Below are 20,158 nucleotides of genomic sequence, written 5' to 3' on the forward strand. Positions count from 1 at the left end.
CCGGCTCCTCGAAACTCATTCCAAGCCTCCTCATTGAGGTGAATGACTCCGCGTAGCACATTCCACCAATGCGCGGAACTCAAACCTCTACGAGGTGGCGGGCCGGATTCAAAGGTTAGCCGGTCGCACGACCATGACCGAAGAGGCGCGTTTGCCGCTTTCCTGAAGCAGGGCGATGGCCCGACCGGAGGGGTCGATGGCGGCGTAAACACCTGAGAGACCGACCGGTTCGAGCCAGCGGCCATTGCGCAGATCCTCAGCCTGCCGTTCGTCGATCGCACGCACCGGGAACGCGGTCCGGGCGGCGGCATCGACATCCAGGCTCAGCAACGGCTCCTCCGCCTCGGCCGCCGCGGTCAACTCCGCCAGGGTGCGCGCGTGTTCGAGGGTGAACGGCCCGACGCGGGTGCGGCGCAGCGCGGTCAGATGCCCGCCCACGCCCAGCCGCGCGCCGAGATCGCGAGCCAGCGCCCGCACATAGGTGCCCGAGGAGCATTCGACCTCGACGTCCAGGTCCACGAACCGCCCGCCCTCGCCGTCGACCTCCCGGCGCGCCAGCACGTCGAACCGGCTGACGGTGACCGGACGCGCGGCCAACTGGACGTCCTCCCCCGCGCGGGCGCGGGCGTAGGCGCGTTCGCCATTGACCTTGATGGCGCTCACGGTGGCAGGCACCTGCTGGATGTCGCCGGTCAATGCCGCCACGCCGGAGGCGATTTCGGCATCGGTGAGATGTCCGGCGGCGGTGGTCGCGGTGACCTCGCCCTCGGCGTCGTCGGTGACGGTGGACTGCCCGAGCCGGATGGTGGCGGTGTAGGCCTTGGTGGTCAGGGTGAGCAGGCCCAGCATCTTGGTGGCCCGTTCCACGCCGAGCACCAGCACCCCGGTGGCCATCGGGTCGAGGGTGCCCGCGTGCCCGACCTTCTTGGTGCGCAGCAGCCGTCGGGCCTTGGCGACCACGTCGTGACTGGTCCAGCCGCCGTCCTTGTCCACGATCAGCAGGCCGCCGAGCGCGTCCACGACCGGGGTTCGCTTCTCACCCATACGGTCTCAGCCCTCCACGATCGCGGTCAGGATGAGGCCGTCGGCGATGAGCCAGCGGCCGTCGAACGAGGTCAGCGGCGATCCGCCGTCGGTGGTGTGGCCGGGGACCAGCAGTTCGCTGCGGAAGGTGCCCGCCCCGCCGCCGTCGGACTCCTCGTCCACGGTGAAGGTGATGTGTGCGTCCTCGAAGCCCAGCCAGCGCGCGGTGAGCGGGTACCAGACCTTGTAGGTGGCCTCCTTGGCACAGAACAGCAGGCGGTCCAGGTGCAGGTCCGTGCCGGGCAGCGCGGCGGCCAGCCAGGAGCGTTCCGCGGGCAGGCTGACCGAGTCCAGGACGCCGTCGGGCAGTGCGCCGTGCGGTTCGGCGTCGATGCCGACCGAGCGGAAGCGCAGTTTGTGCGCGAGCGCCGCGGCGCGGTAGCCGTCGCAGTGGGTGAGGCTGCCGACGACGCCGCGCGGCCAGATGGGCGCGCCCATCTCCCCCTTGCCGATGGCGACGGCGGGTTCGCCGAGTGCGGCCAGGGCTTGGCGGGCACAGTGGCGGGCGCCGATGAAATCGCGCCGCCGCTTCTCCACCGCCTTGGCGATGAGATGCTCCTCGCCGGGGTGCGCCTTCAACTCCGGCGGGTACGCCAGCAGTTCGGCCGCGGCGACCCCGGTGGGCAGAATTCTGCCGATCAAACGCGCCGACCCCTCGGTCGCTGCTGCCCGGTGTTCGATGACCGCCTCCTGCTCGTGATCGTTGCGTCACGAGCCTATCCCGCCGCCCCGGGCGCGCGACCGGGCGATCCGTTCGGCACACCGACACCCATTGGTTGCTACGATGTTGCTGATTCATATCCGCACGCAGTCCAGCACTTTCCGCGGCGCGTCCACGCGACCGCGGGGCAGGAGGGTGAGGTATGACCGTCGAGCCGTCGACCAGCCGGTCCACCGCGGAACCGGCCGAATTCATCGGGCCGTCCCGCATCATGACCACGCTGCACATCAATGGGCACGACTGCTACGCGGTGCTGGAGCCGCGCACCAGCCTGCTGGACGCGCTGCGCGAGCACCTCCAGCTCACCGGCACCAAGAAGGGCTGCGATCAGGGCGGCTGCGGGGCGTGCACGGTGTGGATCGACAATCGCCGGGTGCTGGCCTGCCTCACCCTGGCGCTGGCGGCGGAGGGCCGCGAGATCACCACCATCGAGGGCGTCGCCGACGGCGAGAACCTGCATCCGGTGCAGCGGGCCTTCCTGGCGGCCGACGGATTCCAGTGCGGGTACTGCACTCCCGGGCAGATCATGTCGGCCATCAAATGCATCGAGGAGGGCCACGCCGAATCCGATACCGAGATCGCGGAGTGGATGAGCGGCAATATCTGCCGCTGCGCGGCCTACCAGAACATTCGCGACGCGGTGCGCATCGGCCGCGACGCCATGCGCGGGGGTGCGCGGTGAAACCGATCGCCTATGCCCGCCCGCACAGCCTGGAGCAGGCCGTCACCACCGTCACCTCCCGGCCGAACACCGTATTCCTCGCGGGCGGAACGACTCTGGTGGACCTGCTGCGCACCGGAGCCATGGAGCCGGACAATGTCGTCGACATCACCTGGCTGCCGCTCGGCGGCATCGAGCACACCACCGAGGGCGGGCTGCGCATCGGCGCACTCGCCAGGTTGAGCGAGATCGCCGCGGATCCCGGTGTGGTGGAACGCTTCCCGTTCCTCTCGGTGGCGCTCTGGAAGGGTGCGTCGGCACAGCTGCGGAATATGGCCACCCTCGGCGGTAACCTCATGCAGAAGGTCCGCTGCGCGTACTTCCGCGAGCCCGGAACCGCCTGCAACAAGCGCGATCCGGGATCGGGCTGCGCGGCGATCGACGGCATCCACCGGGGGCACGCCGTGCTCGGCACCAGTCCCCTGTGCTTCGCCACCCATCCCTCCGATGTGGCGATTCCGCTGGTCGCCCTGGACGCGACGGTGACGGTGTGGGGGCCGCGCGGGGAGCGGAGCATCGCCTTCGACGACTTCTTCCCGGAACCGGGTGAGACCCCGCACCTCGAACACCCGCTGGCCGACGACGAACTGATCACCCGCGTCGACGTGCCCGCACTGCCCTTCGCGCGGAATTCGCACTACCTCAAGGTGCGCGACCGCGAATCCTACGAATTCGCCCTCGCCTCGGCGGCGGTGGCCATGAATGTGGCCGACGGGACCGTGGTGGATGTGCGCATCGGTCTCGGCGGGGTGGCGACGAAACCCTGGCGGGCACGGGTCGCCGAGGAGCTGCTCCTCGGCAAGCCCGCCACCACACCGAATTTCGCGCTGGCCGCGGCGGCGGAGCTGGAGGCGGCCGACGATACCCACCCGATGAATCGATTCAAGATCGAACTCGGCGCGCGCACCCTGGTGCGAGCCTTGGAAGCCGTTCGACCGCAGACGAATCCGCTGGGGGGCCAGCGATGACCGCCACCGTTTCAGGACCACTCGTCGGACAGGGATTCGATCGGCTCGACGGCCGCGCCAAGGTGACCGGGGCCGCGCACTACACCGCCGAGATCCCGCTGCCCGGAGTGGCGCACGCGGTGATCGTTGGAGCCAGGATCGGCAGCGGCGCGGTGCGATCCATCGACACCCGCCGGGCCATGGCCGCGGGCGCGGTCGCGGTGTTCACCCACGAGAACCTGCCCCGGGTGGCGGCGGTGCCGCCGGTCTTCCCCTCCGGATTCGGCGGCCCCGCACCCGGGCAGACCTTCTTCCCCATGCAGGACACCGCGATTCACTACTTCGGCCAGCCCATCGCGGTGGTCGTGGCCGACACCTTCGAGGCGGCGCAGCAGGCGGCCGAGTTGGTGGACGCCCACTACGACGAGCGTCCGGCGCTGGTACGCCTCGACGACGGCCGCGATCGGCAGTACCAGCCGGACACGGTCTTCTGCGGGCTGGTGCCCGCCGTGCAGTCGCGCGGCGATGTCGCCGCGGCTGCCGCCGGCGCCGCCCACACCGTCGACGCCACCTACCATTTCGCCGCCAACCACCACAATCCGATCGAATGCTCGGCGACGGCGGCGGTCTGGGACGGCGATACCGTCACGGTGTACGACGCCACCCAGGGGGTGAGCGCCACCCAGGCCACCATCGCCGCCTATCTCGGCATCTCACCGAGCAACGTGCGGGTGATCGCGCACTACGTGGGCGGAGGTTTCGGGGCCAAGGCCATGATGTGGCCGCATGTGACGCTCGCACCCATGATCGCGCGGGAACTGGGGCGGCCGGTCAAACTGGTGCTCACCCGCGAGCAGATGTTCTACGGCACCGGTTTACGCGAGGAACAGGAGCAGCGGATCACGCTGGTCTGCGACAACGAGGGCATGTTCACCGGGCTGCGGCACCACAAGTTGTCGGTCACCTCCCCGTTCGACGAGTGGGCCGAACTGTCGCTGGGCGTGGCCGGGCAGGCGTACGGAATCCCGAACTGGGAGGGGCGCTATCGGCTGGTGCGCGGCAACACCATGACGCCCACCTTCATGCGCGGTCCCGGGGAGACCTCCGGCATGGTGGCCATGGAGTGCGCCATCGACGAGCTGGCCGACGCCATCGAGATCGATCCGGTGGAACTGCGGCTGCGCAATCACGCCGCGCTCGATCCGGAGAGCGGGCATCCGTGGTCCTCGGACGGCTACGCGGAATGCCTGCACCTGGCCGCCGAACGCTTCGGCTGGTCGGCGAGCGACCGCCGCGCCAGGATGCGCCGCGACGGCGACTGGCTCATCGGCTGGGGTGTGGCCACCGCCGGGTACCCGGTCTTCCTGCCCGGTCAGCCGCAGCGCGCGCACGCCCGCCTGCTCGCCGACGGCTCCCTGATCGTGCAGGCGGGCACCCAGGATTTCGGGACCGGGGTGGCGACCACCATGGCGCAGGTGGCGGGCGATGCGCTCGGCGTGCCCTGGGCGCGGGTGCGGGTCGATATCGGCGATACCGACTATCCGAATATCGCTGCGGCCGTGGGCTCCATGGGCGCGGGCATGATCAGCGCGGCGGTGCACACCGCCTGCATCGAACTGCTGGCCCAGTTGATCGCGCTGGCCGTGGCGGATGCCGAGTCGGTCCTGCACGGCCTGCCCGCGCACGCCATCGAGGGCGGGGGCGGCATGCTGCGCCTGAAGTCCGATCCCAGTGTGGCCGAGGCATATTCGGATCTGCTGTCCCGCAACCATCTCACCGATGTGGAGACCATCGGCACCTGGCATCCCCCGGCGCAGGATCTGCCCTACGGCCGGATGAGCTTCGGCGCGCAATTCGCCGAGGTCGCCGTGGACGCGGATCTGGGCCTGGTGCGGGTGCGGCGCATGGTCGGCGCGTTCGCCCCCGGCCGCGTCCTCAATGCCAAGCTGGCCCGCAGCCAGGTGCTCGGCGGGATGAACTGGGGGCTGTCGCAGGCCCTCATGGAGGCCAGCCTGCCCGATACCCGCGACGGTCGCTGGGCGAATTCCTCCCTGTTGGAGTACCTGCTGCCGGTCAACGCCGATGCCCCGGAGGTGGACATCTCCTTCGTCGAGGTCGCCGATCCCGTGGTGAATCCCCTGGGGGTCAAAGGGCTCGGCGAGCTCGGCATGGTCGGCGCGGCGGCGGCGATCGTCAATGCGGTGCGCCACGCCACCGGCCGAACCATCCGGGAGATCCCACTCCGCATCGAACATCTGCTCACCGAGCCGATGACGCCCTGACCGTCGTCCGCACGCCGCAGCGGCGTCGGTCCGACCAGCTATCACATCACTTCCGCTGGCACAAGAGCCGCCGGGGCGGAATCCGGCGGCCGGGAGCCGCCCGCGCGGAGGAACCGCCGAAGGCCCACGCTGACCAGACTCGGTGCCGTGAAATCGCGAATGAGATGGGCCGCCGGGCTGGCGGTCGTCGCCGTGGCGGGTGGGGTGCTGGTCACCCGGATCGTGGACGACGAAGGTGCCGGCGTCGCCCGGGCGGATCCCGATATCCCGCTGGTGTGCGAGGACAGGCGTCCGGCGGCGATCGACCCGGGCGGCTACGGCATGCAGCACGACGGGTCGTTTCTGCATCCGTCGCTGACCTACGTGAACGAGGAGGAGCAGCATCCGTTCCCGGGCGGCGGCGAGGATCTGTTCCCCGAGACCGGCGGCTACGACCCGAACACCTACCGCAGCGACAATGTGACCGTGGAAGCGCACTATCCGGGCGCGCGCTTCACCCCGGATCCCTTCCACTCCTGGCAGAACATCGTCGATTTCGACGGTCGGCGCTACATGTTCCAGTACGACCGCAGCGAGGCCCGCGTCTACGACATCACCGATGTCACCGATGTGCGGGTGGTCGAATCGCTGTCGCGCGACGATGTGGCGGGTGTCGACGGGAATGACGAGGCCGTCGCCGGGCAGGATTGGGCCGCCGGTGATTTCTGGGGTGCTTCCACCATCCAGTGGAGCGACCGGTACGACGGCTACATCATGGTGCAGAGCTTCGAGATGCGCCGCCAGGTGCCGTTCTGGATGGGCGACTCCCCCGAGCACAGCAAATACGCCGCGCCCGCCGGGGTGGCCGCCGCCCGGGCCGACATCCAACTCAAGGGATTCAAGGTCTACAAGTTGAACGGCCCCCGGAAACGGGACTGGCAGTTGCTGGCGACGGTGAGCACCGACGAACACCAGCGGGATCCGCTCGCACCCGATCTCGGTGCACCGCAGCAGGGCTCCGGATCCCTCGACGTCCCGCAGTGGGACGGTGGCCGCTACATGTTCATCGCGACCGCGCCCAGCGACGACTGGTCGTTGCAGGAGTATCCGACGTACCTGTACGCCAACGGATTCCAGGCGTGGGATATGACCGACCCCGCCCGGCCCCGACTGCTCGACACCTGGCATCGCGAGGGCACGGTGCGCGGTGAGGAGGACGCCTACCGGACCAATCCCCGCTGCGGCAACCGCACCTCGTGGATGGGTTCGCGCAATCCGCTCTACATTCCTACGCCGATCGAGGAGGGCGGCAGGTACGGATTCGCGGCCCTGGGCGGTCTCGGCATGTCGATCCTCGACATCTCCGATCCGGCGAATCTGCGCGAGATCGGCCATCTCGACGTCCCGATGTCGGTCGCCGGAACCGAGGCCGACAATATCGACGTCTCGCAGTTCGAACGGACGGGCATGGTCTATCTGAGCGGATATCCGCTGTCCGAGGACTGCTACGAGCCCTACAAGGACATCTTCCAGGTGGACGCCCGCGATCCGGCGCATCCGCGCATCGTCGGGCGGCTGCCCCGCCCGACACCGCCGAAAGAGGCCGTGGTGACCGACTTCTGCCAGCGCGGCGGCAGCTTCGGGCCCAAGCGCAGCGGGTACTACACCTCCCCCGGCGACCCGAAGGACGGGCTGCTCGTCTACGACTTCTACAACGCGGGAGCGCAGTTCTTCGACGTCTCCGATCCGCGGCGACCGCGCATCGCCGGATACTTCGCACCACCCACCTTCGGTTCGGAGACCGAGGACTGGGCGCGGAGCAATCCGACCCACGGCGTGTACGTGGAGTACGACCGCAAGATCGTCTGGCTGCTGACCAATGACGGCATCTACGCGCTGTCGTCCCAGGACCTGTTGGGCACACCGAATCTCGGCGCGCCGGCCGAACCGTTCCGTACCAGCGCCCGCTGAACCAGCACCGAGCCGCCGAGCGATGCACCGCGGTGGCTCGTATGCTGTTCGCGCACAACTTGTTCCGACCCATCCATCCGCGGAGCGAACAACCGTTCCCGCACGCGATCACATGCGGGGGCCACGGCTTCCGGGCAGGCTCACACGGTCAGGCGCGGAGCGGCGGCCAAGGCAGCGGCGACTTCCCGTGCGGCCCGGTGGCCCGATTCGGCCGCGCCGTCCATATATCCGGCCCAGCGGGTGGCGGTTTCGGTGCCCGCCCAATGCAGGGGGCCGATCGGGGCGCGCAGGGCGGGGCCGAAGCGGGTGAGTGCGCCGGGTGGGGTGAAGGCGCCGTAGCAGCCGCGGCTGAATTCCTCTTCGGCCCAGTCACGTTCGAGGTAGTCGATGGGCGTGCGGGCACGCGGGCCGAAGTAGCCGACGAGGTCGTCGATGACCCGGGCGCGACGGTCGGCGAGATCCAGGCGTGCCGCGGTATCGGCGTGTCGTCCCTCCAGGAATCCGACGAGCACGCCGGGTGCGCCGTCGCGCGGGGTGTTGTCGAAGACGGTGCCCAGCGCACGTCGATCACTGTTGGCCTGACCGCTGAAACCGGCTCGCCGCCAGAAGGGTTCGTCATAGGCGACATTGACCTTGATCACCCGGCCCATCGGCATCCGCTGTACGAGTTGGTCGCGATCACCGGGCAGTCCCGGCGTAAAGCGGATGCGCGCCGCCAGTGGCGGCGGCACCGCCACCACCGCACGCCGGGCCCGCACCACGGTCCGGCCCGCGCGGACCCGGACCCCTGCGGCGTCCCATTCGATATCGCGCACCGGCGCGCCGAGGACGATCCGCTCCCCCAGGCCCTCGGCCAGCACCGTGGCGATGCTCTGCGAACCGCCGACGACACGGTCCTGCTGCGCCCCGCCCGCCGTGCTGATCAAGGCGTCCAGACCACCCGCCGCGCCGACGTAGAAGGCCGCCCACAGCGCCGACATGTCCTCGGGTTCGGCGGAGAACACCGCCTCGGTGATGATCCGGAAGAAGGACCGGCCACCGGGGGTGCGGGCGGTGCGCCGCAGCCAGGTCGCGAAGGTCTGCCCGTCCAGCGTTTCGGCCTCCGCCGCGAGCCAGGGCTCCCCCGCCGCGACGCGACGCGCGATCCGGTCCAGCCGCCACTGCGCCTGGGCGACATCGGCCAGCGCCAGCGGGTTCAGCTTCGGGATACGACCGGTGTACTCCGATCGGGCCGAACCGATTTCGGCGATACTCCGCCCGGCGGTATGCGTCGGATAGGTGTCCAGGCGCAGTTCCGCGAGCAATGCCAGGATCCGATGCTGTCCGGGCCCGACCCACTGGCCGCCCACCTCGATGGGCGCCCCGCCGGGCAGTTCGCCGTTCAGCAGTCGCCCACCGACCCGATCGCGCGCCTCCAGCACCAGCACATCGGCCCCGCCGCGCACCAGATCGCGAGCCGCGACCAGTCCCGCGATCCCAGCCCCGACGACCACGACACCCACCGACCTATCCATGACCACCTGCTTTCATACATCATGTATCTGACATTCGCACTGTATGTGATATCCATGGCGTATGGAATCCCTGCGGGAGAAGTACGCCGAGAACACCCGCCAGACGCTGATCGACACCGCCGCGCGCCTGTTCGCCGAACGCGAGTACGCGAACCTCTCGGCCGAGGAACTGGTGCGCACCGCGGGCCTCACCCGAGGGGCGCTCTACCACCACTTCGACGGCAAGCGCGGCCTGTTCGAGGCGGTCGTCGTACTGCTCGAAGACCGAGCGGCACAACGCATCCGGCGTGCCGTCGCCGCGGTGTCGGACCCCTTCGAGCGGATCGACCGCGGCATCGCGGAATTCCTCGAGATCTGCGCCGAACCCGACTACCGGCAGATCGTGCTGCAGCAGGGCCCGATCGCGCTGGGCTGGCGGCGCTGGCGCGAACTCGACCAGCGGCATCTCGGCGGTCTGCTCCTGGAGGCGATCCGCGAGCTGCTGGCCGCCGAACTCATCCGGCCCTATCCGGCCGAACTCATCGCGAGCGCCTTCTACGGCGCGCTCACGGAATTGCCGCTGACCATCACCGAGACCGACGACCCCGCACACGCCCGGACGCTGAGCGCCAGGCTGGTGCACGAGCTGCTCGGCGGGCTGGCCACGCAACGGCCGTAGGGCGAAATTCGGTTGTGCGGCGAACACCGTTGTGGCGTCATGGATCACGATGAAGCAGCAACGTCCGGCCACCGCCCGATCCGTTTCCGACGGCCTCAAACTGCACCGGCATCTGGTGCGGTCGCCCGGTCGCGTCCACACCGTGATCACCTTGCGGCCGGGCACCCGTGCCGGGTTCAGCACGAACCGATTCCACGACACCTGGCATGTACTGTCCGACGACCACGGCGCACGGTTGCTGGCTCGGCTGCTGTGGGGCCTGTCGTATCAGGCACGTCCGCACACGGTCGTGCTCGTCGACCGGCCGTTCCTGCGCCCGAACCCGTTCGACGCGGACCCGGCCGATCCGATCGTGCTGGTGCCGGGCTGGTGCACGCCCTTCGACGACCGCATCGCCCGAAGCTTGAAGAACCGACTGCCGCTGTCGAATCCGGACGGTACCGTGCGCTGGCACACCTTCGGCCTCGATCGGACGCTGCGGCCGGCGGTGCGCGAGACCTGGTGGGACCACTCTCGCCGACGCGAGGACCGGGGCAGCGTCAGGCGTCGCAGCGGCCTGCTCGTCCTTCGTCCGCGCACTCCGGATGAGGCCCGCGCATGGGCGCTGGACGCGGCCGGTCTCGACACGACGGGTGGGTACGGCAGCGATTACACCTATCTCGGCCCCTGGGACTACGGGTACGACGGCGAGATCCAGATATTCCGACGCTTCCACCCGATGGTGAGCGTGGCCAACCAGGCCCGCGCCCAGGTGCTCTCGCGTGACGACGCACCGGCAGACCCCGAATCCCTGCGCTGCGCGGTGTGGCGCGAGGCCGAATCGGTCAGGGGCGACGCCCATCTCAGGATCCGCGAATGGCGCAGCGGCGGCTGGGAACTCGGCCGCGAGGCCGCGGCGGTACTGGTTCACGCCGACGTGAACACCCTCGACGGACTGGCGGCCGTCGGCCCGGTCGAGGCGTATCGCCGCCTGCACGCCGCACGGGTACGGGGTCTGACCCTCGACATGCTGTGGGCGATGGAGGCCGCGCTCACCTATCGCGACCGCCGTAGCGTCTCCGCGGCCCGGCGGCGCGAGCTGTTCGAGGCCCTCGGGGACCTACCCGCTCCCGCCACGCCGGAACGCCGCCGCTCCTCGCGCCCAGCTCGGCTGCCGACACGGCGGGCGCGCCTTCCGGCGGCGCGCTGATCGGGGGTGGGGCCACGTGGTACCGGATGCACGACTGCGTCCGGTACCACCGAGCGTGGCGGCCGGCCCCCGCGTGATCCGGCCGCTCACACCCGGCGACGGCATCGGCTGAGCGCCCGGGTCGCGGGCTCGCCCTCGGATGCGGCAGGGTGATGCACCATGACAGCGATCGACGGTCCGCCGACCAGCCGACGGCGGCACATCCTGCGCCTCGCGCTGTGCGTGGTGTTCCTGTCGACGCTGTTCTATCTCGTGGCCATCGCGCGTGTTGTCGATGTCGACGGGGTGCGCGACCTGGTCGCCGCGACCGGTCCCGCCGCACCGCTGGCCTATGCGGCGGCCGCGGCACTGCTCGGCGCGACCTTCGTTCCGGGGCCGATTCTGGCCGCGGGCAGCGGCCTGCTGTTCGGCCCTCTGGTCGGGACGTTCGTGACGCTGGGCGGCACCGCCGGAACGGCCACCCTCTGTGCCTTCCTCGGGCGGCGGGCCGGTCATGCGAGCGCCCGCGAACTGCTCGGCCCCGCGCGCGCCGACCTGCTGGACGCGCAGATCCGCCGACGCGGCCTCTGGGCGGTCGTCGGCCAGCGTTTCATCCCCGGTGTCTCCGACGCCATGGCGGCCTATCTGTTCGGGGCGCTCGGAATCCCGCTGTGGCAGATGGCGGTCGGCGCTCTCATCGGCTCGACCCCGCGCGCCTTCGTCTACACCGCCCTCGGCGCGTCGATCGGCGACCTATCGGCACCGCTCGCCTTCGCCGCCGTCGCGGTCTGGTGCGTGGTCGCGATCCTCGGCGCGTTCACCGCCCATCGCGGCTACCGGCTCTGGCGGCAATCCCGCACGGCTGGCGATGCCGGCTCCCCGGCCGCCCACGACAGCTGACCCGTGCGTGGCGACCGCCCCCGAGTGCACGAATCACGCGGCGAGCGAGAGTCGGCGCGGGTGGGTGCGCGTGCCGGACACGCGCGTGAGGAGGCGGCCGATCGCCTCGGCCACCGGCACCGGCTGTTCGAGGATCACCGAGTGACCGGCGGTGTCGATCAGGACGAGATCGGCGTAGTCGACGGCGGCGGCGATGGCGACGGAGTGGGCGGGCGGCGTCATCAGGTCGGCCGCGCCGCACACGACCAGGGTGGGGATCTTCGACAGCACGCCGAGGGCGGCGGTCTGGTCGTAGGTCGCGAAGGAACTCAGGAAGCCGGCCATGGTGACGATCGAGGTCTGGTTGTGCATGGCGTTGGCGAGTGCGAGTACGCGCGGGCTGACCTTGCGGTCACCGAATTCGGCGGCCCGCACGATGGGCGCGAAAACCTTGCACGCCAGGAGTTTCGCCCGCTGCATCAGCGTGGGTGCGACACGGACGGCGGTCTGGAACAGGGAGATGAGCGGGTTGTGCAGCAGGCGGCCGAATCCGGCGTCGGCCAGACCGCTCGCGGCGGTGGCGATGAGGCCGACACCGACGATGCGGGTGCCGATCTCGTACGGGTGCTGGCTGACGTAGGTGAGCACGGTCATGCCGCCCATGGAGTGCCCGACCAGGACCACCGGTCCGGTGGGAGCGACCGCGTCGAGAACATCGCGCAGATCGCGGCCGAGCTGTTCGAGGTGGTAGGTGCGCCGGGGCGCGGCGGCGGACGCGCCGTGCCCGCGATGGTCGTAGCAGACGATGCGCGCGCCCGGATACCGCGCCATGGCGTCGCGGACATAGGTCCAGGACTCGGCGCGCAGGCAGTGCCCGTGCAGCAGCACCACGGTCGACTCCGCGTCGTGCGGGCCGTACTCCCGCACCGCCAGGGCGATGCCGTCCGCTGTCCGGACCGTGGCACGGCGGTGCGCCGTGCTGGCGGTGGTGCGCGAGATCGACATCGGTGGCTCCGGTTCCTGGACGGGATATGTTCCACTGTCCGCCGGAGTGGCCGCCGACATCAGCCCACCGAGGGGTGGGCGTCGCCGCCCAGGGTGGAGCGAATCGCCACCTAGGTGCGGTTCAGCGTGGTGGCCGCAGCACCTTCATCGCGGCCCGCACGACCGGAGCGGGCACGCGGTCGCGCATACCGAGCGCCGCCGCGGCCGCCCGCCCGCGCGCCGGGGTGCCGCGGCCGAACATCCGGTTCAGCGGCCCGCCCGACGGTTCGAGGTCGATATGCAGGGGCGGGCGGCCCGCGGCGGCTCCCATCGCCTGGGCGACGACAATGCGCTGGATCTCGCTGGTGCCCTCGAAAATGGTGTACAGCTTCGCGTCTCGATACCACTTCTCCACCGGGTGGTCGGTGATGTACCCCCATCCGCCGAGCGTCTGGATCGCGCGTTCGGTTGCCCGCACGGCGATTTCGCTGGCCGCCAGTTTGGCCATCGACCCCTCGCCACGTTCGAAGGGGACTCCGCGCGCGGCCATCCAGGATGCGCGCCAGGTCAGCAGCCGCGCGGCGTCGATCTGGGTGGCCAGGTCCGCGATGGGGAACGAGATGCCCTGATTGTCGATGATCGGCGCACCGAAGGCTTCGCGCCGATTCGCGTAGGACGTCATGTATTCGAGCGCGGCCCTGGCGATTCCGAGCGCCTGCGCGGCGACCATCGGACGCGTCTGCTCGAAGGTGCCCAGGGTCGCCGAACCGGAGCGGCCGTTGCCGCGCGCCTCGCGCCGCTCGGCCAGCATCCGCTCCAGCCGTTCCGGCCCGCCGAGCAGATTCTCCATCGGCACCCGCACGCCGTCGAACGTCAACTCGGCGGTGTGCGAGGCGCGGCAGCCCAGTTTGTCGAGCTTGCGCACCAGCTGCAATCCCGGTGTGCCGCCGGGCACCACGAACAGCGCCTGGCCACGATGGCCCAACTGTTCGTCCACCACCGCGTTCACCACGTGCACGTGCGCGATGCCGCCATTGCCGATCCACATCTTGTGGCCGTCGATGATCCAGTCGTCGCCGTCGCGGACGGCCCGGGTGCGCAGGTTGCGCACATCACTGCCGCCTTCGGGTTCCGAGATCGCGAGTGCCGCGAGCTTCAGGTCGCCCGGCGTACCGAAACATTCCGGCGCCCAGTGGATCATCTGCTCGGGTGTCGCGGCGCGGCCGATCGCCGACAGCGCCAAGGCAGGCATCACGATGGCCAAACCGATTCCGGCGCAGCCCCAGAACAGCTCCTCCATGAACATCGGCAGCGACAGTCCGGTCGGGTCCCCGATGAGGTCGCGATAGAACAGCGGACTGTAGAACCCGCGCGCGGCGGCCTCCTCCAGGACCGGCCACGGGAACTCCTGGGCCCGGTCGTAGTGGGCGGCCACCGGTCTGATGTGGTCGCGAGCGAACTCGTGTGCCCGCTCGGCCAGCTCGTGCTGCGCCGCCGTCGGTGTCAGATCGAAGGTCACGATTGGTCGATACCCGGTCGGGTGCCGTCGAACCGTTCGTTCGGATTGCTGTTCGTTCGGATTGCCGTTCGCCCGCGTCGGTTGTTCGCGGGCCCGCCGTGCGGCGGTGGGCCGAGCCGTACCGGCCCACCGCCGTCGCGTTACGCCTCCAGTGCCGGCTGGTCGACGGCCCACAGCCAGGATCCGTCCGGTTGTCGCCGGGCGATCTCGACGGTGATCTCACCGGTGGTGAGGGTGGACGCGGTCAGCGCCAGGTCGCCGCTCACCAGCACCGGATGCTGCCGTCCCGGGGTGAGCACCGGCGCGGCCGCGACGAACTGCTCGTAGACCTTGCGGATCTCCGCGTGCCCGGTGGCGAGGCTGCCGGGTGGGAAGGCCAGGACGGCATTCGGCTCGTACAGCGCCACCAGTCCGTCGACGTCGCCCGCATTGGCGCGTTCGATGAAGTACTTGCCCAGGTCGTTGGGGTCGGTGGCCTTGTCGTTGTTTGTCATGCCGACAACCCTGCCAACGAAACACGACATCCTCTGTCAGGTATTTCCGATAGAGTTCTCGGCATGCGCGCCGACCGATTGGTCTCGCTGGTGCTGCTGCTGCGCCAGCACGGTCGACTGTCCGCCACCGCGCTCGCCCGCGAACTCGAGGTGTCCACCCGCACGGTGCTGCGCGATATCGAGGCGCTGTCCGCGGCCGGGGTCCCGGTGTACGCCGAACGCGGACGGCGGGGTGGTTTCGCTCTGCTGCCCGGCTTCCGCACCGAGCTCACCGGGCTCAACCACGACGAGGCGCTCGCTCTGCTGGTCGCCGGATCACGGCGCGGCGCACTGGCTTTCGGCCTCGGCACGGCGCTGTCCTCGGCCATGCGCAAGGTGGTCGACGCGCTTCCGGACAGCAATCGCGCCACCGCGACCGGCGCGGCGCAGCGGCTGCTCATCGAACCGGAGACCGACCTGCTCGCCCGCCGTCTGATCGCCGAGGACGTACCCGACGCGATCGGGGCCGAGGTCCGGCGGGCGGTATTCGCCGGGTATCGGCTGCGCATCCACTACGCCGCCGTGGACCAGACCCCGCAGTGGCGGACGGTGGACCCGATCGGCCTGGTCACCGTGCGCGGCCAGGGGTATCTGATGGCCACGCGGTCCGGGGCGGAGCGCACCTATCGGCTGTCCCGGATCCGGGCCGCGGAAGCGCTCCCCGAACCCGCGCAGCGCCCGGACCGCGTCGATTTGGCGCGGGCCTGGGAGGAGCGCGCCACCCGCTTCCGCACCGGCGGCGAGCAGGTCACCGTGCTGGCCCGGGTGCATCCGGCGCAGCGGGCGGAACTGGTGGGCACCGCACTGTCGGTCGGCACCGAGACCGACGACCCGGACGGCTGGGTCCGGCTGGAAGTGACCTTCCAGGATTCGAGACATGCCGAATGGGCGCTGTGGCAGCTCGGCGCCAATGCGGAAGTTCTTGCGCCGCAATGGCTGCGCACCTCGCTACGCGACCGCGCCGCCGCGATCGTGGCCCACTACGAAGCATCCCCCCGAACGCGCCGACCAGCACCGAAAACGACTACCCGGGACGATCCCGCGCAGGTACCGTCACCTCCATGGCCTGCCGAATCACCCAACTCCTCATCGACTGCGCCGACCCGCAACGACTGGGCGACTTCTGGTGCGAGGTCCTCGGCTACGTGGAACTCGGCAGGGAAGACGGCGCCCTCGAAATAGGCCCGCCCGACACCGGTTTCGGCGGCCCCCAACCCACCCTCATGTTCCTCCCCAACCCCGAACCGAAACGCACCAAACTCCGCCTGCACTTCGACCTCAACCCCACCGACCGCGACCAACACACCGAACTCGACCGCCTACTGGCCGCCGGCGCCCGCCCGATCGACATCGGCCAGGGCCCCGACGTCTCCTGGCACGTCCTGGCAGACCCGGAGGGCAACGAATTCTGCCTCCTGCGACGCCGCGTGGAAGCGGTAGGGAGCCCGTCGAGCACATAGCGATGCGAAGCAATCGCGCGGACACCACTACTCGCGATCTCTGACAGTCGAATCGAGATTCCTTCAGCGGACCATCGTGCACGCGGGCTATCCGAGCGACCTGCTCACCGACACCGATGAACAGGTTCGGACGCGAGCGGTGGACTCCTGGATGGCATGGGAGGACGCGCACGTCTCACTCGGCGCGAAACCGGCTGCCGACGAGCAGGATCCGGTGTGGCGACGGGTGTTCGCCACGCTCGTGGTGCACTACTGGAAGCATGCGGCCTTCCTGCCGCCGTCAGCGCTGTGGGATGGCCTGCCCGCGCTGCATCACATTCCCGCAGTGCTGATCCAGGGCAAGCTCGACGTCAGCGGACCGGCGGCGACGGCGTGGGAATTGCACAAGGCCTGGCCGGGATCCCGCTTCGTCCTGATCGACGACGAAGGGCACGGTGGTCCCGCGATGATCCAGGCGATGATGCGGGCCATCGCCGCATTCGCCGAGCAGCCCGAGCCGTAGGTCGGCCCGGCGGCCGAGCAATCCGTGGATCAGCCGTCCACCACCGCCGCAACAGCCTCCACCTCGACGAGTTGATTGTCGTACCCGAGCACGGTGACGCCGAGCAACGTGCTCGGTGGATCATGAGGGGTGAAGGCGTCTCTCACCACCTCCCAGACCGCTACCAGGTCGGCTTGGTTCGAGGAGGCAACATAGACGCGGGTACTGACCACGTCGTCGAGACAGGCACCAGCATCGGAAAGGGCGACGCGCAGGTTCGCCACGACCTTCCGCGCCTGACCGACGTAGTCACCGACCGCGGCGGTGGAACCGTCGGCCTCGAGCGGGCAGGCTCCGGCCATGAAGATCAATCGCGCGCCAGCGGGAGCCGTCGCGGCGTAGGCATATTCGGCCGTGTCGGAAAGAATGCCGGAGCGGATTAGGGTGATGTGTTCGGGCATGTGGCCATCATGTCGCACGCCGGACGATGCATCGATGCCACCAGAAGACCGGACGCGCAAGCCAATGACAAGGGTTCGATTCATGCGGAACAGGCGCTGGCGGGCGCGGAGCCGGGCGACGGTACACACACCTGGCGAACGGCGCGCCGCGCTGATACTCGCGCTGGTGTGCCTGGCCGTCGGCTACTTCTTCCTGCACGTTCTGGTCGATGTGGCCGGACATACCACGCGCGCGCTGGCCGCGTCCTGGGCCGGGCGGGGCGACGGTGCGGGCATGGTGACCATTACCGGGAAGACGCGTACGAGCGGGCGCAGCTCCGGATTCACCTGCTGGGGCGATTTCACTCCGGAACACGCCGGGCCGGTCCGCACCGGACTCCGTGTACACGTCCACTCCTGCACACCGGGCGACCGGGTCGCCGTCGAACTCGTGCGCGGCAGCCCGGACAGCTGGAACTCGGCGAGCCGGGTGAATCAGGCGTATGAACGTGGTGCGGGCTGGGCGGGAAACCTGATCGTCACCATCTTCATCGGCGGATTCTGTCTGGTGCTCGGCCTGCTGTTCGCGATCGGAGGTATCGCGGTGCTGATCGGCGTGCTCCGCCCGGCATCCCGACGCCCGCGCGGCTCCCCGCCCTCGATCCGGAAACGACTCGGGCACAGCGGAAGTCGCTGAGCTGCGGGAACTGTCCACAATACATCCGCCCGATGACGACGGTGACCATGCCCATGACGATCCGGTCTGTATGACCGCCGGACATTCACGGCGTGATCTTCGTGACGCGTAGTGCCGCGAAATCGATCCTCACCGGGCGACAGGCTGCGAAAGCTTCCGTTCGAGGGCACGCATCACGGCCGGGCGGATCAGTTCGATGAATGGTCCGGTCAACCGCCAATAGCGTTGGAATCGCCGCCGACTGTCCTCGTCCGTCGCCGCCACGCGGGTTTCCAGGGTGAGGATGCACGCGTGGGCGCCATAGGGGCTGACCCTGGTGCTCTCGGCCATCTTGGCGAACCCCGGCTCGTCGAAACCGGCGAAGTTCTCCGCGGTAACAGGCTTCTCGGGTTCACCACCGAGCGCGCGCCAGGGTTTGGTCACGGTGCCGAAGACGAGTTCGGAATGCGGGCGCTCACCCAACAGCATCCACCCGTGCTCCGGTAGGTCCCGCACCCGAAACGTCGGCGGTTCCGGCGGCACCGCCTCGCCCCGCCGCCGCGCCCGCACATCGGAGATCCGCGCCGGTAGCCCACGGGCCGCGATCAGCAATCGCGCGAGCGGAAGTCGATACAGATCAATGGTCACCGCCGCCTCGAAAACCTCCCCGGGCGGCGCTCGGAAAACCCGCGAAACGGAGACGACGTGGTCGTAAGTGGGAAGAAACTCGTCCAACACCAAGGTATCGGCCATGTCACCCGTCCTAGCTGCGCTGTCATCGCCATCGGCCACAGATGTTCCTGGTATCGATTGTCCCCCGATCCGCCGTCCACCACCGCCGCAACAACCTCCATCTGGACGAGTTGATTGTCATGGGGCGCATAATGAGTCACCGACATTCGGGCCGCCGATGGTGCCGAAGATCCGCACTCCCCCGGCCCGTGTTTCGGATTATCCTGCGGCCGTGGAGTTTGACAACAAACCGGGTTTGCGTGCCGCTGACCTGACCGCAGCGGTGGTCCTGCTCGCATTCGTGGTATTCGCTGGAATGACCGCGACGCTGATGATCGGCTTCATCGGTGCCCCCGGGGGTGAGTCCAGCGCATGCACCGACCGGTGCCGCACCTACGTGGACGTAGGCGCTGGCCTGATGAATTTCGGAACGCTCGGTGTCGGGTGCGTCGCACTGGTGCTGATGGTGCGGAGTTGGTCGCGTAAGCGTTCCTTGCTGATATGGCCACTGCTGGCGATTCCACTGCTGATCGGTCTGGGGGTCGTCAGCTTCCTGCTGGCCGTGAACGGTCCTGCGTGACGTACTTCTCTCATGTCATCGACCGAGGAAATCGCGAGCCCCGCGCCGAACTAGGACAGCATCTGTCCTATCCCTGCGCCACAATCGAATCATGAGCGACTTCGAATCGACTGCGGAACAACCGGATCAGCCCACGATCACCGACTACGACGACCCGAACGCGCCGTGGAACCAGGCGTGGGACCAAGAAGGCGGCATCGCCAACTGGAACGCCGATGTGATCGAGGAGTTCCGGAACAACTCGGGCAAGGTGGGCGGGGCATACGCCGGTGGGGATCTCATCCTGCTCACCACCACGGGAGCCAAGAGCGGTAAGCGGCACACGACTCCGCTGGGCCCGCTGCACCGGGGCGACGTCATGTACGTGAGCTCGTTCATCGAGGACAAGTACCCGGCCTGGTGGTACAACATCAAGGCGAATCCGCAGGTCACCGTCGAGCTCCGGGACAAGACCTACCGGGCGACCGGAAAGGCGCTGGAAGGCGCGGAATACGACGAGTTCGCGGCCTGGGTACTGGCCGAGAACCCACTGCTGGCGGACTTCCAGTCCAAGGTCGACCGACCGATACCGCTGGTCGTCCTGACCTTCGACGACGAGAGCTGAACGCCCCGGCCGATTCGGCACGAGCGGAATCAGGAACCGGCCAGCTCGTAATCGGCCGCGTCGACAACCGCGCGGACGGCAGCGGCTCGAGACTGCCCGCTGCTGGTCACCCTGAAGAAGTCGGTACCGACGTCCACGGTAATCGCCGTGACACCTCCGGACTGAGGTGGGGCGAGATCGCTGATGCGCCGCACGGCATCTGGAGGTGTGCGGGCTGACCGCTGGA

At 69.2% G+C, this 20,158-nt stretch carries 20 protein-coding genes and 1 pseudogene; 13 read left to right on the forward strand and 8 right to left on the reverse strand.

What is annotated here, in order from left to right:
- Window positions 1–108: 108 nt before the first annotated feature.
- Complete coding sequence (gene truB, locus ON31_RS20450) at window positions 109–1,044, reverse strand: tRNA pseudouridine(55) synthase TruB (RefSeq protein ID WP_039815925.1); 936 nt, start codon at window positions 1,042–1,044, stop codon at window positions 109–111.
- 6 nt (window positions 1,045–1,050) lie between these two features.
- Window positions 1,051–1,725, reverse strand: coding sequence for a 4'-phosphopantetheinyl transferase Npt (gene npt / locus ON31_RS20455; RefSeq protein ID WP_039815927.1), 675 nt, complete (start codon window positions 1,723–1,725; stop codon window positions 1,051–1,053).
- Between the two features lie 221 nt (window positions 1,726–1,946).
- Between npt and ON31_RS20460 the strand changes: the two genes are divergently transcribed.
- From ON31_RS20460 to ON31_RS20475, 4 genes are all read left to right on the forward strand, one after another.
- Window positions 1,947–2,486, forward strand: a complete 540-nt coding sequence (locus ON31_RS20460; RefSeq protein ID WP_039815929.1) for a (2Fe-2S)-binding protein — start codon at window positions 1,947–1,949, stop codon at window positions 2,484–2,486.
- Window positions 2,483–3,493 (forward strand): FAD binding domain-containing protein, encoded by a 1,011-nt coding sequence (locus tag ON31_RS20465; RefSeq protein WP_039815930.1) that lies wholly within the window; start codon window positions 2,483–2,485, stop codon window positions 3,491–3,493. The genes ON31_RS20460 and ON31_RS20465 overlap by 4 nt, the downstream gene beginning before the upstream one ends.
- Window positions 3,490–5,754 carry a xanthine dehydrogenase family protein molybdopterin-binding subunit gene (locus ON31_RS20470; protein ID WP_039815932.1) on the forward strand — a complete coding sequence of 755 codons (2,265 nt, stop codon included), beginning with the start codon at window positions 3,490–3,492 and terminating at the stop codon, window positions 5,752–5,754. Before ON31_RS20465 ends, ON31_RS20470 begins: the two co-directional genes overlap by 4 nt.
- Before the next feature lie 147 nt (window positions 5,755–5,901).
- Window positions 5,902–7,704 carry an LVIVD repeat-containing protein gene (locus ON31_RS20475; protein ID WP_147287098.1) on the forward strand — a complete coding sequence of 601 codons (1,803 nt, stop codon included), beginning with the start codon at window positions 5,902–5,904 and terminating at the stop codon, window positions 7,702–7,704.
- A 140-nt stretch (window positions 7,705–7,844) separates the two neighbouring features.
- Here the strand turns inward: ON31_RS20475 and ON31_RS20480 are convergent, their stop codons facing one another.
- A complete protein-coding gene (locus ON31_RS20480) occupies window positions 7,845–9,218 on the reverse strand; it encodes a flavin monoamine oxidase family protein (RefSeq protein ID WP_039815936.1) in 1,374 nt (457 codons plus the stop codon).
- 61 nt (window positions 9,219–9,279) lie between these two features.
- Between ON31_RS20480 and ON31_RS20485 the strand changes: the two genes are divergently transcribed.
- The 3 genes from ON31_RS20485 to ON31_RS20495 all read left to right on the forward strand — a co-directional run bounded on the left by ON31_RS20485 (window position 9,280) and on the right by ON31_RS20495 (window position 11,944).
- Window positions 9,280–9,876: a TetR/AcrR family transcriptional regulator gene (locus ON31_RS20485; RefSeq protein ID WP_039815937.1), complete on the forward strand. Its 597-nt coding sequence runs from the start codon at window positions 9,280–9,282 to the stop codon at window positions 9,874–9,876.
- A 49-nt stretch (window positions 9,877–9,925) separates the two neighbouring features.
- A complete protein-coding gene (locus tag ON31_RS20490) occupies window positions 9,926–11,065 on the forward strand; it encodes a TfoX/Sxy family DNA transformation protein (protein ID WP_115061551.1) in 1,140 nt (379 codons plus the stop codon).
- Between the two features lie 159 nt (window positions 11,066–11,224).
- Entirely contained in the window at window positions 11,225–11,944 is a 720-nt protein-coding gene (locus ON31_RS20495) for a TVP38/TMEM64 family protein (RefSeq protein ID WP_039815939.1), read from the forward strand.
- A gap of 33 nt (window positions 11,945–11,977) precedes the next feature.
- Here the strand turns inward: ON31_RS20495 and ON31_RS20500 are convergent, their stop codons facing one another.
- The 3 genes from ON31_RS20500 to ON31_RS20510 all read right to left on the reverse strand — a co-directional run bounded on the left by ON31_RS20500 (window position 11,978) and on the right by ON31_RS20510 (window position 14,920).
- Complete coding sequence (locus tag ON31_RS20500; RefSeq protein ID WP_039815941.1) at window positions 11,978–12,928, reverse strand: alpha/beta fold hydrolase; 951 nt, start codon at window positions 12,926–12,928, stop codon at window positions 11,978–11,980.
- Between the two features lie 121 nt (window positions 12,929–13,049).
- Complete coding sequence (locus tag ON31_RS20505; protein ID WP_039815943.1) at window positions 13,050–14,426, reverse strand: acyl-CoA dehydrogenase family protein; 1,377 nt, start codon at window positions 14,424–14,426, stop codon at window positions 13,050–13,052.
- A 140-nt stretch (window positions 14,427–14,566) separates the two neighbouring features.
- Window positions 14,567–14,920 (reverse strand): YybH family protein, encoded by a 354-nt coding sequence (locus ON31_RS20510; protein WP_039815945.1) that lies wholly within the window; start codon window positions 14,918–14,920, stop codon window positions 14,567–14,569.
- A 63-nt stretch (window positions 14,921–14,983) separates the two neighbouring features.
- Here ON31_RS20510 and ON31_RS20515 point away from each other — a divergent pair.
- The 3 genes and pseudogenes from ON31_RS20515 to ON31_RS20525 all read left to right on the forward strand — a co-directional run.
- Window positions 14,984–15,946: pseudogene (locus tag ON31_RS20515) on the forward strand (helix-turn-helix transcriptional regulator); the annotation flags it as partial.
- 74 nt (window positions 15,947–16,020) lie between these two features.
- Window positions 16,021–16,419 (forward strand): VOC family protein, encoded by a 399-nt coding sequence (locus ON31_RS20520; RefSeq protein WP_039815948.1) that lies wholly within the window; start codon window positions 16,021–16,023, stop codon window positions 16,417–16,419.
- 76 nt (window positions 16,420–16,495) lie between these two features.
- Entirely contained in the window at window positions 16,496–16,921 is a 426-nt protein-coding gene (locus tag ON31_RS20525; RefSeq protein ID WP_051037533.1) for an alpha/beta fold hydrolase, read from the forward strand.
- Between the two features lie 29 nt (window positions 16,922–16,950).
- Here ON31_RS20525 and ON31_RS20530 read toward each other — a convergent pair whose 3' ends face one another.
- Window positions 16,951–17,361, reverse strand: coding sequence for a RidA family protein (locus ON31_RS20530; RefSeq protein WP_039815952.1), 411 nt, complete (start codon window positions 17,359–17,361; stop codon window positions 16,951–16,953).
- A gap of 82 nt (window positions 17,362–17,443) precedes the next feature.
- Between ON31_RS20530 and ON31_RS20535 the strand changes: the two genes are divergently transcribed.
- Window positions 17,444–18,037, forward strand: a complete 594-nt coding sequence (locus ON31_RS20535) for a hypothetical protein (protein WP_039815954.1) — start codon at window positions 17,444–17,446, stop codon at window positions 18,035–18,037.
- 129 nt (window positions 18,038–18,166) lie between these two features.
- Here ON31_RS20535 and ON31_RS20540 read toward each other — a convergent pair whose 3' ends face one another.
- Entirely contained in the window at window positions 18,167–18,769 is a 603-nt protein-coding gene (locus tag ON31_RS20540) for a hypothetical protein (protein ID WP_051037534.1), read from the reverse strand.
- Between the two features lie 211 nt (window positions 18,770–18,980).
- On the opposite strand from ON31_RS20540, the gene ON31_RS20545 reads away from it, so the two are divergent.
- Both ON31_RS20545 and ON31_RS20550 read left to right on the forward strand, forming a co-directional pair.
- Window positions 18,981–19,328 (forward strand): hypothetical protein, encoded by a 348-nt coding sequence (locus ON31_RS20545; RefSeq protein ID WP_039815956.1) that lies wholly within the window; start codon window positions 18,981–18,983, stop codon window positions 19,326–19,328.
- A gap of 91 nt (window positions 19,329–19,419) precedes the next feature.
- Window positions 19,420–19,932: a nitroreductase/quinone reductase family protein gene (locus ON31_RS20550; RefSeq protein ID WP_039815958.1), complete on the forward strand. Its 513-nt coding sequence runs from the start codon at window positions 19,420–19,422 to the stop codon at window positions 19,930–19,932.
- Window positions 19,933–20,158: the final 226 nt, after the last annotated feature.

The organism is Nocardia otitidiscaviarum NBRC 14405 (genome assembly GCF_000308635.1).
In the GTDB taxonomy this organism is placed as follows: Bacteria; Actinomycetota; Actinomycetes; order Mycobacteriales; family Mycobacteriaceae; genus Nocardia; species Nocardia otitidiscaviarum.